This window comes from Polaribacter sp. BAL334, assembly GCF_015767435.1.
Lineage (GTDB): Bacteria > Bacteroidota > Bacteroidia > Flavobacteriales > Flavobacteriaceae > Polaribacter.
In genome coordinates this window covers 68,616-83,742 of the sequence record NZ_JADWOV010000319.1, presented here as the reverse complement: position 1 = coordinate 83,742, position 15,127 = coordinate 68,616, and the positions used below count along the sequence as shown (strand labels likewise).

Here is a 15,127-nt window from a genome sequence, read left to right as displayed (position 1 = left end):
AAAAAATTGTAGATTTGCCTTATTACTATTAAAAACAAAATAAAATGAGTTTATTACTAATGATTATAGGAGCTGTCTTAGTAGCTGTTCTTCTTGCTTTCTCAATTGTTAAATATCTTCCTTTAAAATTACGCTGGATTCCTTCAATTTTACTGTTGGTTTTGGCAATTTTCTTAGGTTTTAAAATTTATGGAGGCATCATGGAGCCAATCGAATTTAATAAGGAAAAGATTAAAAAATATGCACCAGTTGTAGAGAATCTGAAAATAATAAGAGATGCTGAAATAAAATTCTATGAAAAATACGGTAGATACACAAACAATAAAGATTTGTTGATTGCTTTTGTAGAACAAGCAAAACTTGCTTTAACAGAATCAAGAACCATCATTGAAAAAGAAAATAGAGGTGGTGGAGTTATTATCGATGTAGAAAGAAAAGTAACTGATACAATTGGTTATGAGCCTGTTATGAAATATTTCGAGGGTCGTGATTACAAAAACATGTTCAAGGTTCCTGGTGTTGAAGGAGTTGAATTTGAATTAGAAGTATCTAAAGTTGAAAAAGTACAAGGATTGGTTGTTCCTACTTTTATGGCTAGAACTCCTAAAAAAGGAATTTTAGCAGGTATGAATGAATCTTTGGTAAAACAAGAATTGGAAGCCATTGAAACTGATCAAATCAAAGGAGAGTTTGTTTCTGTTGGTTCCTTAGACGAAGTAACTACTGGAGGAAACTGGCCACCATCTTACGATAAAGCAAGTGAAAAAAAGCAGCAGTAACATTTCTTTTAAAAAAATACACAATAAGATTCTATCCATCCAATTTAGTTTGGATGGATTTTCTTTTTGTGTTTCAGATTTAATTTCAAAAGAAATCATTTATTTTTCTGAATATGTTTTTGACGAAACGCTCAACTCATTAGAAGATTTATTGGATAAAATAAAAACTATTTTTAACGAAGATGCCATTTTGCATTATGAATACAATGAAGTTTTTGTCATTCATCAAAATAATTTAAACACACTTATCCCTAATGATTTTTTTGATGAAAATTCGTTAAACTCCTATCTTGAGTTCAACATCAAAACTTTACAAACAGATTTTATAACTTTTGATTCTATTGCCGAAATTGAAGCCAAAAATGTATATGTGCCTTATGTAAATATCAATAACTATTTGTTTCAAAATTTTGGCGAATTTGAGTATAAACACCACACTACCATTCTTATAGAAAAATTGATTCAAAAAAATAAACTGGAAGAAAAGGTAATGTTTGTAAATGTTTCCAAAAACACATTTGACATTGTTATTTTGGCTCATAAAAAATTGATTTTAACCAATTCCTTTTCTTATAAATCTAAAGAAGATTTCATCTATTATATTCTTTTTGTTGCAGAACAATTGCAGTTAAATAACGAAGAATACAAATTGTATTTTACAGGAGAAATATCCTTAGAATCAGACTTGTACAAAATTGTTTTTACATATATCAAAAATGTATTTTTTCTTGAAAGTTCTCAAGCTATTTTCAAAGAATTAGATGCCAAAAAACATTCAAATTTTATTTTATTAGGATGAGAATCATTTCAGGAAAACACAAAGGAAGACGATTACAAGCACCCAAAAATTTGCCTGTTCGCCCTACAACAGACATGGCAAAAGAAGGGTTATTCAATGTTTTAAACAATCATTTTTATTTTGATGCGATTTCTGTGATAGATTTGTTTGCTGGCACTGGAAATATCAGCTATGAATTTGCTTCAAGAGGCAGTAAACAGATAGTCTCTGTTGACGAAAATTTCAATTGTATAAAATATATCAACGCTGTTTCAAAAGAGCTTGATTTCAATATCAACAGCTTTAAAAGCGATGTGTATGCTTTCTTAGAAAAAACAACATTGAAAGCTGATATAATTTTTGCAGATCCACCCTATCATTTCGAAACTGAAAAGTTTTTGCAAATTGTTGACATTGTTTTTGATAAAGAAATGATTGCTGATGAAGGTTTATTAATTATTGAGCATTCAAAAAATACGGATTTATCTCAACACAAAAACCATAGTTATGACAAACGATATGGAGGAAATGTGTTTAGTTTTTTTGAATATAATAACGAAGAAAATTCTTTATAAAAGTGAATTTATAATATCAGAAACTGTAATTCCTTCAGCTTCTGCCTTATAATTTTTCACAATTCTGTGCGATAAAATCGGAATAGCAACTGCCTTTACATCTTCAATATCTGGAGAATATTTACCTTGAACTGCTGCATGTGCTTTTGCTGCTAAAACTAAATTTTGTGAAGCTCTTGGTCCTGCACCCCAATCTAAATAGTTTTTCACCATTTCTGTTGCTTCAGCTGATTTAGGTCTGGTTTTTCCTACCAATCTAACTGCATATTCAACCACATTATTTGTCACAGGAATTTTCCGAATTAATTGCTGAATTTCAATGATTTCTGACCCTGAAAATATAGCATTCAATTGTGGATTCTGATTGCTTGTTGTGTTAAAAACAACTTCTACCTCTTCTTTAAAAGTGGGATATTCTAAATTGATAGAAAACATAAAACGATCCAATTGGGCTTCAGGCAAAGGATATGTTCCTTCTTGTTCAATAGGATTTTGAGTTGCCAATACAAAAAAAGGCAACTCTAATTTGTAATGATTTCCAGAAATAGTTACAGAACGCTCTTGCATTGCTTCTAACAATGCTGCCTGTGTTTTTGGTGGTGTTCTATTGATTTCATCTGCCAAAATGATATTAGAAAAAATAGGCCCTTTTATAAATGTAAATTGCCTGTTTTGGTCTAAAATTTCACTTCCTAAAATATCTGAAGGCATCAAATCTGGTGTAAATTGGATGCGCTTAAAATGCAATCCTAAAGCATCTGAAACTGTATTTACCAAAAGTGTTTTGGCCAATCCAGGAACTCCTATCAATAGTGAATGTCCTCCACAAAAAATTGATAAAAGTGTAAAGTTTACAGCGTCTTTTTGACCAATGATTACTTTCCCTATTTCTTTTTGTAATGATTGGTATTTTTTTACCAATTCATTTACAGCTTCCACATCAGACATTAGTTAGCAGTTTCTTTTTTCCAATTTTTTTCAAAGGTACATTTATTGTGAATTTCAGATAATTTAATATACGTATCTTTAATTTTCTCTTTTGACCATTTCGAAATCACTTCTTCTTTCTTTTTCATCAAAGCCAATTCTTGAATTTTTACATAATCCTGAACCAAATCTGCAACGTGTGTATCTGTTCTTTCTCTCATCAACATAAATTTGAACATTTTAACACCACTTTGATCTTGATCAAAAAACACATCTGTCATTTCTCCTTTTTTCAATTCTGCTACTCTTCCATATAAATCAGGATCCATTCTTGTTAAATCAAATTTTGATTCGCCATTATATGGGTTTGTAATCAATCCTCCATCATTTTTGGTTTCATCGTCTTGAGAATATTGTTTTACAGCTTCTTCAAAGGTTATTTTGCCATCCAAAATATCTTGTTTCACTTGCTCAGCTTTGATTTTTGTATCTTTTATCAATTGATCTGGAACACTTGGTCGCATCAAAATGTGCGATGCAACTCGTTTATTTCCCCTAATTTCATGCAATTGCATAATGTGATATCCAAAATCTGATTTGAAAGGTTTTGAAACCTGACCAACATCTAAACTAAATGCAGTTTCTTTAAATTCTTTGATAAAAGGAGAATCCTTGGTCACTTCATATTGTCCTCCATTACTTGTAACTCCTGGATCATCAGAATTGATAATCGCTTTCATTTTAAAATTAGCTCCTTCTTCAATTTGAGTTTTTATCTCATTTAATTTTTCAATTATTCGATCATCTTCCTCTTTTGATGGAATAGCTTTCAATACTATTTGAGCAATTTCCACTTCTGCAGGAATCTCAGGCAACTCTCCTTTGTCCTTTAATCCATTGAAATACAAACGAACTTCTTCTGGAGTGACATCAACTTTTTCGGTGATTTTTGCTTGCTCTCTTTGAATCAACATATTTTCTTTTTCCACATTGTAGATTTCACTTTTTAAATCTTCAATACTATTAAAACCATACGCTTTGATTACTTTATCAATTGAACCATATTCTTGCGTAAAATAGGCAATATTTCTGTCCACTTTTTCAGTAACCTCTGCATCAGAAACAGTAACACTATCCACAACTGCGTGATGAGATAATAGTTTTTGTTGCATTAATTCTTCCAACATTTCACAGTCAGAAATTTTAATTTTCCCTTCGGATCTTTTTTCAATTTCTAATTTGAATTTATCAATATCAGAATTCAAAACGATGTTTTTACCTATAACTACGGCAACTCCATCAATTTTGACTTTTTGAGAAAAACTTGTAAATCCTAAGAAAACAGTGAATATAAGGAAGTTAATATGTTTTAAAATTGTTGTTTTTTGTGGCATCTTGTAAAATTATTTTTTCTATGTCTTTTATCAATTCTATTTTGCGTCTGTGCAAAATCATTTGTTTTATTTGTGGTTTTATATAATTCAATGGTGCTGTTTCATTTCGAACCAAAACATCATGAATCGAAATCAAATATAAACCTATTGAATCTTGTTTTTCAAGATATTTGGTTTTATTTAACAAAATATCTCTCGAAAATGGCAAAATTGAGGAAACTTTATCAACTGAAGTCCAAATATCAGTATTAAATTGAAATTGTTTAAAACTCAATTGTTGTTTTTCTAATGACTCTAAATCATCAATTCTGTCAGATTTAAACAATCGAATCAACTCATTTTTATTAATCACTTTATGATCAAAATGCAGATATTTTACTTTTATCAAATCTTCATTTAATTTAAAATTCTCCCTATTAATTTTGTAGAATTCATCAATTTCATTTGAATTAATAGTAGTGTCCAATTGTTGATTGATCAGCATTTCTTTATAGTTGTTGATTAGCAAACTTTCTCTGTAATCATTGACTAATTTATTGATTTCGTTGGTGGTTTCTAAGGAACTATTTTTTTCTGCTTTCGATAATAATAGTTGTTTTAAAGCCCAATTATTGATAAAACTTCTTACCAAAAGTATGCTATCATTTTTTGTGTAATCTTCTGGTAAAATCGATTTGATATCATCTCTAAACAATTTTTGCGAATTTACAATGGCAACAATTTCCTCACTTTCCTCCTCTTTACTTCGAAAATCAAAGTATTCACAAGATGTAAAAAAAAGTATTCCAATAAGTAAAAGCAACAACTGTTTCACTATTTTTTTGTATAAAACTTGATTAAATTTTTCAATTGTCTATTATCAATTGCAATGATGACATTTTTTCTCAATTCAGCAATCCAATTATTCTCCAAGAAATTTTGATAATCATTCATCACTTCTCCTTTTACTTTAGAAAGTTCAGTAGAGCTGTATTTGCTTACATTTTCATCAAAAAAAGTTTTTAATCCTAAAGAATCTTTGGTTGATTTTTCCCAAATTGTTTGCTGCATCAACTCGAATAATAGCAATCCGTCTTTATATTCTTGAAGAGTTGTTGCAAATTCTGGTGCTGATTTTTCTAAATTTTCTTTGTAATAGTTTAAAATTTCTTCGTTTTTAAAATCTTCATACAATTCAAAAACAGCTTTTCCTGATTTGTTTTTGATGTAATTCACAAATTTTTCTTGAGAAATACTACGTTCATTTATTTTTAAAATTTCATCTTGCAAAGAATCTTTTGCAATAGTTCTGATGTTTTTTGCATCAAGAATTGATTTTGCATTTTGGTTTTCAGTAATGCTATATTTTTTTCTTAATTTCTGAATAACAGCCATTTGCGACAATTGAGCTCTTTCATCCGAACGAACTTTTTGGAGCAAATCCGCTTTTAAATTTTCAAAAGAATCAATTGGATGTTTTTTTATCAATTGAACAATATGCCATCCAAATCTTGATTGAAATGGTTTTGAATACGATTCTTCTTTCTCTAAACTAAAAGCAGCATCTTCAAATTCTTTTACCATAACTCCAGTTCCAAATTTACGCAACACTCCACCTTTTGATTTGGTTCCTTCGTCATCAGAATATTTTCTTGCCAAAGTTTTAAATTGTTCATCTTTTTGAAGCTTATCATACACTTCATTGATTAACTTTTCACCTTTTTCAGTTTTGTCAGTAATCAAAATATGAGCAACTTCCACTTCTCCTTTTGATAGTCTTATTGAATCAACTTGAAGAATATGATAGCCAAAACGTGTTTTGAAAGGTGTAGAAACTTCACCAACTTTCGTTTTATAAGCAGCATCTTCAAATGGGAAAACCATTCTGAAAGCTGAAAAATAGCCTAAATTCCCTTTGTTACCTTCTCTTCCTGATGCTGGATCTCCTTTTGCAGAAGGATCTTCAGAAAACTCAACTGCAACCTTTTCAAAATCTTCTCCTTTTAGAATTTTTTCACGGATATTTTTGATTTTAGTATATGCTTCTAAAGTGTCTTTTGGAGTGGCAACTGCAGGAGTTCTTACCAAAATATGCTTTGCTTTTACTTCGTTTTTGATTCTAAAATAAGCATCTTCAACCAACTTATTTATAAACGATGAATCCTGCAAATAAGGCAATGAAAGTTGATTTCTATACGTTTCTATTTCTTTTTTATACGATGGTAATGTGTCCAATTGTAAACGATACGCCTCTTTAACTTTCAATCTATAATTGATATAAAGTTCTATATTTTTTTGAATATCTTTTTCTTCTTCATTCTCAATTGCGTCTAAATTTTTTTCATAAACACGCATAAAATCAGAAACAAGTACTTTTTCATTTCCAATTGTCAACAATAATTTGTCTTTTTTTTGTGAAAATGCAATAGATGAAACACTCAATAATGCAATTAATAGTCTTTTTTTCATAAGTTTTATAGTGAAATTATACCTTTTATTTTTGCTGCTTTTTGATAATAATCGATAACAGTTGCAGCGTTTTCAATGTTTAAAACGATGGAAACACTTACATATTTTCCTGTTTTTGATTTTTTAGTATTGATGACTGCACCTTTATTATTAAACAAATTTTCAACTTCTTCTACTTGATTATCACTGGCTGGAACAATAAATTTAAACAAATAATCTGATGGAAATTGAGTTGTATCCTCTAATTGCCATTGCAATTTTTTATAAAAGGCTTCTTTGTCCTCCATGTATCAATTCAATTTTTATTAAAAATAACAAGGCACAAAATTACATTAAAAACTTAGTTTTATAATACTAATGGATTATTTTTGTGAATTGAAATAAAAACAACTTCAAAATTAATTAAGACATTAAAAAATTGCAAAAAAAACAACATAAAATTGTGTTAATTGGAGGTCCTGCAACAGGGAAAACAACCGTATTAAAAGCTCTTAAAGAAAAAGGATTTAATTGTTTTGAAGAAGTTTCAAGAGAAGTTACACTAAACGCTCAAAAGAACGGAATTGAGCAACTTTTCTTGACAAATCCGTTACTTTTTAGTGAATTACTTTTGGAAGGAAGAGAAAAACATTATCATGAAGCTGAAAAATCATCAGAAAAAAGTATTTTTTTTGATAGAGGAATTCCTGATGTAAAAGCGTATTTAGATTTTTTTGACACGAAATATCCAGCAATTTTTTCCGAGAAATGTATTTCCTATAAATACGATTTGATTTTTCACTTTTCTCCTTGGAAAGCTATTTACACAACTGATAATGAACGTTATGAATCATTTGAAGAATCTGTTTTGATAGACAAATTCATCATCAAAACATACACGAATTTAGGATATAAAATCATCAATGTTCCTTTTGGAAAATTAGAAGAACGCGTTCAATTTATACTCCATTTTTTGAATAGCTTGTATGACTGATGCAATAAAAATAGTTCAAGAATATTGGAATTACAATTCATTTATTTCTCCACAAGAAGAGATTATAGAAGCTGTAATACATAAAAATGACGTCATTGCATTATTACCAACTGGAGGTGGAAAATCGATTTGTTTTCAAGTTCCTGCGTTGTTAAAAGAAGGTGTTTGTTTGGTAATTTCTCCTTTGATTTCTTTGATTCAAGATCAGGTTGAAAGTTTAAAAAAGCGAGGAATTAAAGCAACTTCCATTCCATCAGGAGCCAATCAAAACGAAATTTTAACACTTTTTGACAATATCAAATTTGGGAATTATAAATTTTTATACATTTCTCCTGAAAGGCTTCAATCTCCCTTAATTCAAGAAAAAATAAAACAACTAACCATCAGTTTTGTAGCTGTTGATGAAGCGCATTGTATTTCTGAATGGGGACATGATTTCAGACCATCGTTCAGAAATATCACTATTTTAAGAACGCTGATTCCTGAAGTCCATTTTATTGCATTGACAGCTACTGCCAATCAAAGAGTATTACTAGATATTGAAAAAAGTTTGGAGTTAAAAAAACCCATTATTTTTAAAAAAAGTTTTTTTAAAGAACATTTGGCTTACCAAATTTTTACTGTCGAAGATAAATTATTAAAACTCCAACAAATATTTTTAAAGACAAAAACTCCTGCAATTGTTTATGTAAACTCAAGAAATAAAACCGTTCAAATTGCACAATTTTTAAATGCAAATAAATTCAAAAGTAGTTTTTATCATGGAGGTTTATCCACCATAGAAAAAGAAAAAGCTTTCGAAAATTGGATGTCAGAAAAAACACCAATTATGGTTGCAACAAATGCATTTGGAATGGGAATTGATAAAGAAAATGTTGGAATTGTCATTCATTTTGATATTCCATATAGCATAGAAAATTACATTCAAGAAGCAGGAAGAGCAGGAAGAAATCATAAAAAGGCATTTGCAGTTTTACTGAAAAATGACAACGATATTTCTAATCAAATTGAGTTTGAAAAAATGACACTTCCCAGCTTAAAAGAAGTGAAAGAAATTCATAGAAAGTTGTATCAATATTTCAGAATTGCATTGGGTGAAATTCCTGATAATGCACTTGGATTTAATCACCTAGATTTTTCAAAAACGTATGGATTTTCAGTGCAAAAAGTAGATAGTGTTTTACGGATTTTAGCTAATAATTCCATCATAGAAATTGAAAATACTTTCAATAAAAAATCAAGCATAATTTTTAGAGAAACTACTAAAAACCTGCATTTTTACGCTATCAATAATATCTATTTAAAAAACTTTATAAATTCATTACTAAGAACTTATACAGGTTTATTTGAACAAGAAGTTAAAATTGACGAATACCTGCTTGCTAAAAAAAACAATACCACATCACAACAGATTATTGGCTATTTAGAGCAACTAGACAAAGACGAAATTATCGTTTTTAATAAAGTAAAAACGGATACTGAAATTCGATTTTTAGTACCTAGAGAAGATGATAAAACCATCAATAGAAGCTCAAAAGAAATCACACAATTCATCAAACAAAAAGAAAAAAAATCAACTGATTTTTTACGTTTTATTCAGAACAATACTGTTTGTAGAAGCATTCAAATTTTGAATTATTTTGATGAAAAATCAACTAAAAAATGTGGAATTTGTGATGTCTGTTTGTCAGAAAAAAAGACCAATACCAAAAATATTTCTGAAGAAATCATACATTTGATTCATCAAAAAGGAGCGCTTTCTTCACAAGAAATCAATCAACATTTGAACTTTACTGAAAAAGACATTTTGATACATTTACGTCAATTAATTTCCGATGATAAAATCAACATCAATCATCAAAATAAGTATTTTATAAAATAACAACTATGAACAAATTGCGCATCGTTTTTATGGGAACTCCCGATTTTGCTGCTACGATTTTAAAGCATTTAAAGGAACATAATTTTGAAATTGTAGGAGTTGTAACTGCCGCTGATAAACCTGCAGGAAGAGGATTAAAACTGAATGAATCCGCAGTTAAAAAATATGCACAATCACAAAACATTTCGATTCTGCAACCTACTAATTTAAAAAATGAAGCGTTTTTAGCTGCCCTAAAATTATTCAATGCGGATATACATATTGTTGTCGCTTTCAGAATGCTTCCAAAAGAAGTGTGGAGCATGCCAAAATTTGGAACCTTTAATCTACACGCCTCATTATTACCTGAATACAGAGGTGCAGCCCCAATTCATTGGGCAATTATCAATGGAGAAACCAAAACTGGCGTAACCACTTTTTTTATTGATGAAAAAATTGATACAGGAGAAATCATTTTACAAGAAGAAATTTCAATATCAGAAACAGAAACTGTAGGAACTTTGCATGATAAATTGATGAATTTAGGTGCCAATTTAGTTGCAAAAACGTTACTTTATATTGAAAATGGAGCTATTACAACCAATAAACAGCCTGCATTAGAAGAAAAAGCTGCCCCAAAATTAACTCCTGAAAACACCAAAATAGATTGGAAAGAACCAATAGACAAAGTGTTTGACAAAATCCGTGGATTGAATCCATTTCCTGCAGCTTGGACAACTATTAATACAGATGGCGAAATAATTTCCGCAAAAATTTATGCTGTTGAAAAAGAAACATCAAAACATTCCTTCGATTTTGGAAAAATTATTTCAAACAAAAAAGAAGTAAAAGTTGCTGTTCAGAATGGTTTCATAAATATATTAGAAATCAAACTCGCTGGAAAAAAACAAATGGACATAAAAAGCTTGTTAAATGGGTTTTCATTTTCTGATGATGCAAAAATGGAATAACCCCTTTAATGACGTGGTTTAAAACAAATTTTGACTTTTTAAAACTTCTTTATTAACATTTTATAGGTATTTATTAACAAAATGCCACTTTTTTGACACTGAAATTTGCGCAAACCCTTAATCCGTCTATATTTGTTAAGCTTTTTTAAAGCATAAAAATAATATTCAATTAATTTAAAATCTATTTATTATGAACAAATCTGATTTAATCGATGCAATGGCTGCTGACGCAGGAATTTCTAAAGTTGCTGCAAAAGCTGCATTAGAGTCTTTTACTGATAACGTAACAGCTGCCTTAAAAGCAGGTGGAAAAGTTGCATTAGTTGGTTTTGGTACTTTTTCAGTTTCTAAAAGAGCTGCTAGAAGTGGAAGAAATCCTCAAACTGGAAAAACTATCCAAATTACTGCAAAAAATGTAGCTAAATTTAAAGCTGGTGCTGGATTAAGCGACGCTGTAAACTAATTTTTACATTAAAAATTTATAAGAAACTCTCTTTTTAAGAGAGTTTTTTTATTTCATATTTTTTTTTAAATTTGAGCATGTCGTATGTAAAAACCCTTAAAGGAAAGTTATTAATTGCTGAACCTTCCATATTAAATGACAGTTCATTTAATAGAACTATTATTTTAATTACTGAACATACCAAAAATAATGCAGTAGGTTTTATCCTAAATAGACCTTTAGCGTACACAATTAATGATTTACTTCCTGATATTTTTTGTGATTTTACAATATATCAAGGAGGACCTGTTGAACAAGATAATTTGTATTTTATTCACAAAGTAGGCAATCTTATTCCAGAAAGTATCGAAATTGGTAATGGAATTTTTTGGGGAGGAAATTTTGAAGCTTTAAAATATGCTTTGAACAATGAATTGCTTACCGAAAAAGATATCCGCTTCTTTTTGGGATATTCAGGCTGGAGTAAAAACCAATTGGAACGTGAAATTCAATCAAAATCATGGTTTGTTTCTGAAAATGATTATGAAAATATATTTGCAATCAACGACGAAACTTTGTGGAGAGAAAAATTACTCCAAAAAGGAGGAAATTATAAACTTTGGGCAAATGCTCCAAGCGATATCCAACAAAATTAAACCGCCGTTATTTCCAAAAAACGTAAACTTTGTGCAATTTTTTCTGAAAAAACAGTTTCGAAAGTTTTCTTTTTAAACTGAGTCACAGGTTGAATTCCAATAATCGCATTTGTGATAAAAACTTCATCCGCTTTTTGAATTTCAAAAGGTGAAATGGTAGTTTCCTCAATCGTATAATCAGGATTTTTTTGAATAATTTCAATTACTTTTTTTCGAACAATACCTTTGATACAACCCTCTGTCAATGCAGGTGTTTTGACAGTTTTATCGATTACAATAAAAATATTTCCATTGGCAACCTCAACAACACCTTTATTTTCATTGATTAAAACACAATTGTCTAATTCATTTTCTTTAGCATAAATACTTGCCAATGTATTTAGCATCCTATTCGTTGTTTTTACAGTGGATAATAATCCTGAATAATTGTAAAAATCTTTATAAACATCCACTGAATATTCACTTTTTGTTTGATGATTTAATGGAGAAGTTTCGATTAAAAAATCAATTTCATTCGTTTCTGGAGTATAAAAACCACCATCTTTTCTGTAAATTGTCAATCGAACTCTGTAATGATTTGCCTCTTTTTGAGTCTCAATTGATTTTAAAATTTCTTGTTCTAAGTATTCTAAGGTAAAAGACATTGGAATTTTCATACGCAACATTCGCATAGAAGCCATCAATCTGAAATAATGATCTTCCCAAAAAATTACTTTTGTTTTGGTTGCTTTTATGGTTTCAAAAAGTCCATCTCCATATTTAAAAGCTCTATTATTTGCAGATAATAACAGGTTTTTTTCATCTAGTAATTCACCATTATAATTCAACATTTTTTTAATTTTAAGGATGCAAAAATACTACATTTTATAAGAATAATAAACAAAAAAAAACTCAGCAAATGCTGAGTTTATACTACTTTACATAGGTTATTTCTTATGCTCCAATAACATGTTTTAACTCCTCTATCTGACTCTCCCACAATTGTTTAGATTCTTCAACTTCATCTTCATCATCTGCAAAATCTGTGATTACCAAAGACACATCGTTTGTTAAAGGATGTACTTGAATCCGAATTTCAAAATAACTATCATCATCACTTTCTAGCCATTTAAAACGAACTCTTTCATCAGATTTTTTTAAAACAAGTTCCGCTTGTTCTTCCACACCATCCCAATTGAAACTAAAAATTTTTCCTCTGGAATTAACTCTGTCAGCAAACCATTCTTGCAAACTTGAGGGTGTTGAAATGTACTGAAATAGCATGCTTGGCGAAGCATGAATAGCTACTTCTAATTCAAATTTTATTTTCTCCATTTTTGATTACTTTGTCGGACAAGATAGGCAATAATTCTATTTTAAAAAAATTAAAATCACATATTGTGTATCTGTAAAATTGAGTTATATTTGCACCCTCAAAACCTAATGGCGAGGTAGCTCAGTTGGTTAGAGCGCAGGATTCATAACCCTGAGGTCACGGGTTCAACTCCCGTCTTCGCTACAAGAAATCTCAAACTTAATTTGTTTGAGATTTTTTATTTTCATAAAATTGATATCAAAATTTGATGAAAATATTTTTTTTAGCATTTTGAGATTTGAAACTTTTTTATGAATTTTAAAAGTATATTTACACTGAATATCAGTTACCTAAAAATGTTTCAAACAAATTTTTTCACAGACTATACATGATCCATTCTTTTTATTTTCACTAAATGATTCAAGAAATTCAACTTCGTATAAATTTAACTGAAGAACGAAAAGAAGACATTCTTTTGTATAAATCAGCGGTTGCTTTAGGTATTGATAAGAACGAAATTTCAGCAATCAAAGTCCTAAGAAAATCAATTGATGCCAGAAAAAAGGAAATCTTTTTCAATTATAAAGTAGCAGTATACTTGAATGAAGACATTTCGGAAAACCCTGCTTACGCTTTTGATTACAAAGATGTATCAAAATCAAAAGAAGTTCACATTATCGGTTTTGGACCAGCAGGAATGTTTGCTGCTTTGCGTTGCATAGAATTAGGTTTCAAACCTGTAGTCTTAGAACGAGGAAAAAAAGTACAAGAAAGACGCAGAGACATCAAAGCAATAAATCAAGATCACATTGTTAACGAAAATTCTAATTATTGCTTTGGCGAAGGTGGTGCAGGAACTTATTCTGATGGAAAATTGTACACCCGAAGTTTGAAAAGAGGTGATGTAAGACGGATTTTTGAAAATCTGGTTTTTCACGGAGCTACAGAACAAATATTGATTGATGCTCATCCTCATATTGGCACCAATAAATTACCTAAAATCGTAGAAAATATTCGTGAAACGATATTGAATTTTGGAGGAGAAATCCATTTTGAAACTAGAGTTACAGACTTCGTTATCAAAAACAATGAAATCAAAGCTATTCAATTGCAAAATGGCAATGAAATGACAGTAAATTCCGTTATTTTAGCTACAGGACATTCTGCAAGAGATGTATATGAATTGCTTTACAAAAAAGAAATATCAATCAAAGCAAAATCATTTGCTATGGGAGTTCGTGTGGAACATCCACAGGAAATTATAGACCAAATTCAATACCATTGTTCGGGAGAAAGAGACGAATTATTACCAGCTGCTGCATACAGTTTAGTGCAGCAAATTAACGAAAGAGGTGTGTATTCATTTTGTATGTGCCCAGGAGGTTTTATAGTTCCAGCTGCAACAGCAAATGGCGAAGTTGTGGTAAACGGAATGTCGCCAAGCAAAAGAAATAACAAGTTTGCTAATTCAGGAATTGTAGTAGAAATTAATGCTGAAAGAGATTTATCCAAATATGAAAAGTTTGGTCCTTTAAAAGGGTTGGAATATCAAAAAGATTTGGAGAAATTGGCATTTTTAGCTGGTGGCAGAACACAAACTGCTCCTGCTCAAAGGTTAACAGATTTTGTAGAAGGAAAATTGTCAACCAATTTAAACGATTGTTCTTATCAACCTGGATTAAAATCAGCTCCTCTTCATTCTTTATTACCTAAAAATATTGGAAGCAGATTGCGCAAAGGATTTGATGCTTTTGGAAAAAAAATGCACGGATATTATACCAATGAAGCAAATATAGTGGGTGTAGAATCAAGAACATCTTCACCTGTAAATATTCCAAGAAAAGATGATTTAGAACATCCTCAAATCAAAGGTTTATTCCCTTGTGGAGAAGGTGGTGGCTATGCAGGAGGAATTGTTTCTGCAGCTATGGATGGAGAACGTTGTGCTGAAGCTGCCATTTTAAAATTGTAAAAGTTTTTTGCATAAAATCAATAAGTATCATTAATTTTACTATTATTCGTTTACCTG

16 protein-coding genes and 1 tRNA gene are annotated in these 15,127 nt (G+C 30.0%); 10 read left to right on the top strand and 7 right to left on the bottom strand.

What is annotated here, in order from left to right; translation table 11 throughout:
* Positions 1-44 precede the first annotated feature (44 nt).
* The 3 genes from IU405_RS13560 to IU405_RS13550 are packed head-to-tail and all read left to right on the top strand — an operon-like array spanning position 45 to position 2,132.
* A complete protein-coding gene (locus IU405_RS13560) occupies positions 45-779 on the top strand; it encodes a hypothetical protein (protein ID WP_197439149.1) in 735 nt (244 codons plus the stop codon).
* Positions 760-1,578 carry a DUF3822 family protein gene (locus tag IU405_RS13555; protein WP_197439148.1) on the top strand — a complete coding sequence of 273 codons (819 nt, stop codon included), beginning with the start codon at positions 760-762 and terminating at the stop codon, positions 1,576-1,578. The genes IU405_RS13560 and IU405_RS13555 overlap by 20 nt, the downstream gene beginning before the upstream one ends.
* Positions 1,575-2,132 (top strand): RsmD family RNA methyltransferase, encoded by a 558-nt coding sequence (locus IU405_RS13550; RefSeq protein WP_197439147.1) that lies wholly within the window; start codon positions 1,575-1,577, stop codon positions 2,130-2,132. Before IU405_RS13555 ends, IU405_RS13550 begins: the two co-directional genes overlap by 4 nt.
* On the opposite strand, the gene IU405_RS13545 is transcribed toward IU405_RS13550, so the two are convergent.
* From IU405_RS13545 to IU405_RS13525, 5 genes are read right to left on the bottom strand one after another with little or no spacing between them, the layout of a single operon-like run.
* Positions 2,127-3,080, bottom strand: a complete 954-nt coding sequence (locus IU405_RS13545) for an AAA family ATPase (RefSeq protein WP_197439146.1) — start codon at positions 3,078-3,080, stop codon at positions 2,127-2,129. The two genes, IU405_RS13550 and IU405_RS13545, sit on opposite strands and share 6 nt — an antisense overlap.
* The gene (locus IU405_RS13540; protein WP_197439145.1) at positions 3,080-4,453 is read right to left on the bottom strand and encodes a peptidylprolyl isomerase; all 1,374 of its coding nucleotides are present in this window, start codon (positions 4,451-4,453) and stop codon (positions 3,080-3,082) included. Before IU405_RS13540 ends, IU405_RS13545 begins: the two co-directional genes overlap by 1 nt.
* Entirely contained in the window at positions 4,419-5,255 is an 837-nt protein-coding gene (locus IU405_RS13535; RefSeq protein WP_231749743.1) for a hypothetical protein, read from the bottom strand. The genes IU405_RS13540 and IU405_RS13535 overlap by 35 nt, the downstream gene beginning before the upstream one ends.
* An 11-nt stretch (positions 5,256-5,266) precedes the next feature.
* Complete coding sequence (locus IU405_RS13530) at positions 5,267-6,901, bottom strand: peptidylprolyl isomerase (RefSeq protein WP_197439143.1); 1,635 nt, start codon at positions 6,899-6,901, stop codon at positions 5,267-5,269.
* A 5-nt stretch (positions 6,902-6,906) separates the two neighbouring features.
* Positions 6,907-7,188, bottom strand: a complete 282-nt coding sequence (locus tag IU405_RS13525; RefSeq protein ID WP_197439142.1) for a DUF493 family protein — start codon at positions 7,186-7,188, stop codon at positions 6,907-6,909.
* 131 nt (positions 7,189-7,319) lie between these two features.
* On the opposite strand from IU405_RS13525, the gene IU405_RS13520 reads away from it, so the two are divergent.
* The 5 genes from IU405_RS13520 to IU405_RS13500 all read left to right on the top strand — a co-directional run bounded on the left by IU405_RS13520 (position 7,320) and on the right by IU405_RS13500 (position 11,804).
* On the top strand, positions 7,320-7,874 hold the full coding sequence (locus tag IU405_RS13520; RefSeq protein ID WP_197439141.1) for an AAA family ATPase: 555 nt from the start codon (positions 7,320-7,322) through the stop codon (positions 7,872-7,874).
* Positions 7,867-9,756 carry an ATP-dependent DNA helicase RecQ gene (locus tag IU405_RS13515; RefSeq protein WP_197439140.1) on the top strand — a complete coding sequence of 630 codons (1,890 nt, stop codon included), beginning with the start codon at positions 7,867-7,869 and terminating at the stop codon, positions 9,754-9,756. The genes IU405_RS13520 and IU405_RS13515 overlap by 8 nt, the downstream gene beginning before the upstream one ends.
* A 5-nt stretch (positions 9,757-9,761) precedes the next feature.
* On the top strand, positions 9,762-10,706 hold the full coding sequence (gene fmt, locus IU405_RS13510) for a methionyl-tRNA formyltransferase (RefSeq protein WP_197439139.1): 945 nt from the start codon (positions 9,762-9,764) through the stop codon (positions 10,704-10,706).
* A gap of 190 nt (positions 10,707-10,896) precedes the next feature.
* The gene (locus tag IU405_RS13505; protein ID WP_197439138.1) at positions 10,897-11,169 is read left to right on the top strand and encodes an HU family DNA-binding protein; all 273 of its coding nucleotides are present in this window, start codon (positions 10,897-10,899) and stop codon (positions 11,167-11,169) included.
* A 77-nt stretch (positions 11,170-11,246) separates the two neighbouring features.
* Positions 11,247-11,804 carry a YqgE/AlgH family protein gene (locus IU405_RS13500; RefSeq protein ID WP_197439137.1) on the top strand — a complete coding sequence of 186 codons (558 nt, stop codon included), beginning with the start codon at positions 11,247-11,249 and terminating at the stop codon, positions 11,802-11,804.
* Here IU405_RS13500 and IU405_RS13495 read toward each other — a convergent pair.
* Positions 11,801-12,634 (bottom strand): aminotransferase class IV, encoded by an 834-nt coding sequence (locus IU405_RS13495; RefSeq protein WP_197439136.1) that lies wholly within the window; start codon positions 12,632-12,634, stop codon positions 11,801-11,803. The genes IU405_RS13500 and IU405_RS13495 overlap by 4 nt on opposite strands.
* A gap of 103 nt (positions 12,635-12,737) precedes the next feature.
* Positions 12,738-13,118, bottom strand: a complete 381-nt coding sequence (locus tag IU405_RS13490) for an START-like domain-containing protein (RefSeq protein ID WP_197439135.1) — start codon at positions 13,116-13,118, stop codon at positions 12,738-12,740.
* Positions 13,119-13,228: 110 nt separating this feature from the next.
* Here IU405_RS13490 and IU405_RS13485 point away from each other — a divergent pair.
* Together IU405_RS13485 and IU405_RS13480 are read left to right on the top strand one after the other, a co-directional pair.
* Positions 13,229-13,302, top strand: a tRNA-Met gene (locus IU405_RS13485).
* A 211-nt stretch (positions 13,303-13,513) separates the two neighbouring features.
* Entirely contained in the window at positions 13,514-15,070 is a 1,557-nt protein-coding gene (locus IU405_RS13480) for an NAD(P)/FAD-dependent oxidoreductase (RefSeq protein ID WP_197439134.1), read from the top strand.
* The last annotated feature ends 57 nt before the right edge of the window (positions 15,071-15,127 follow it).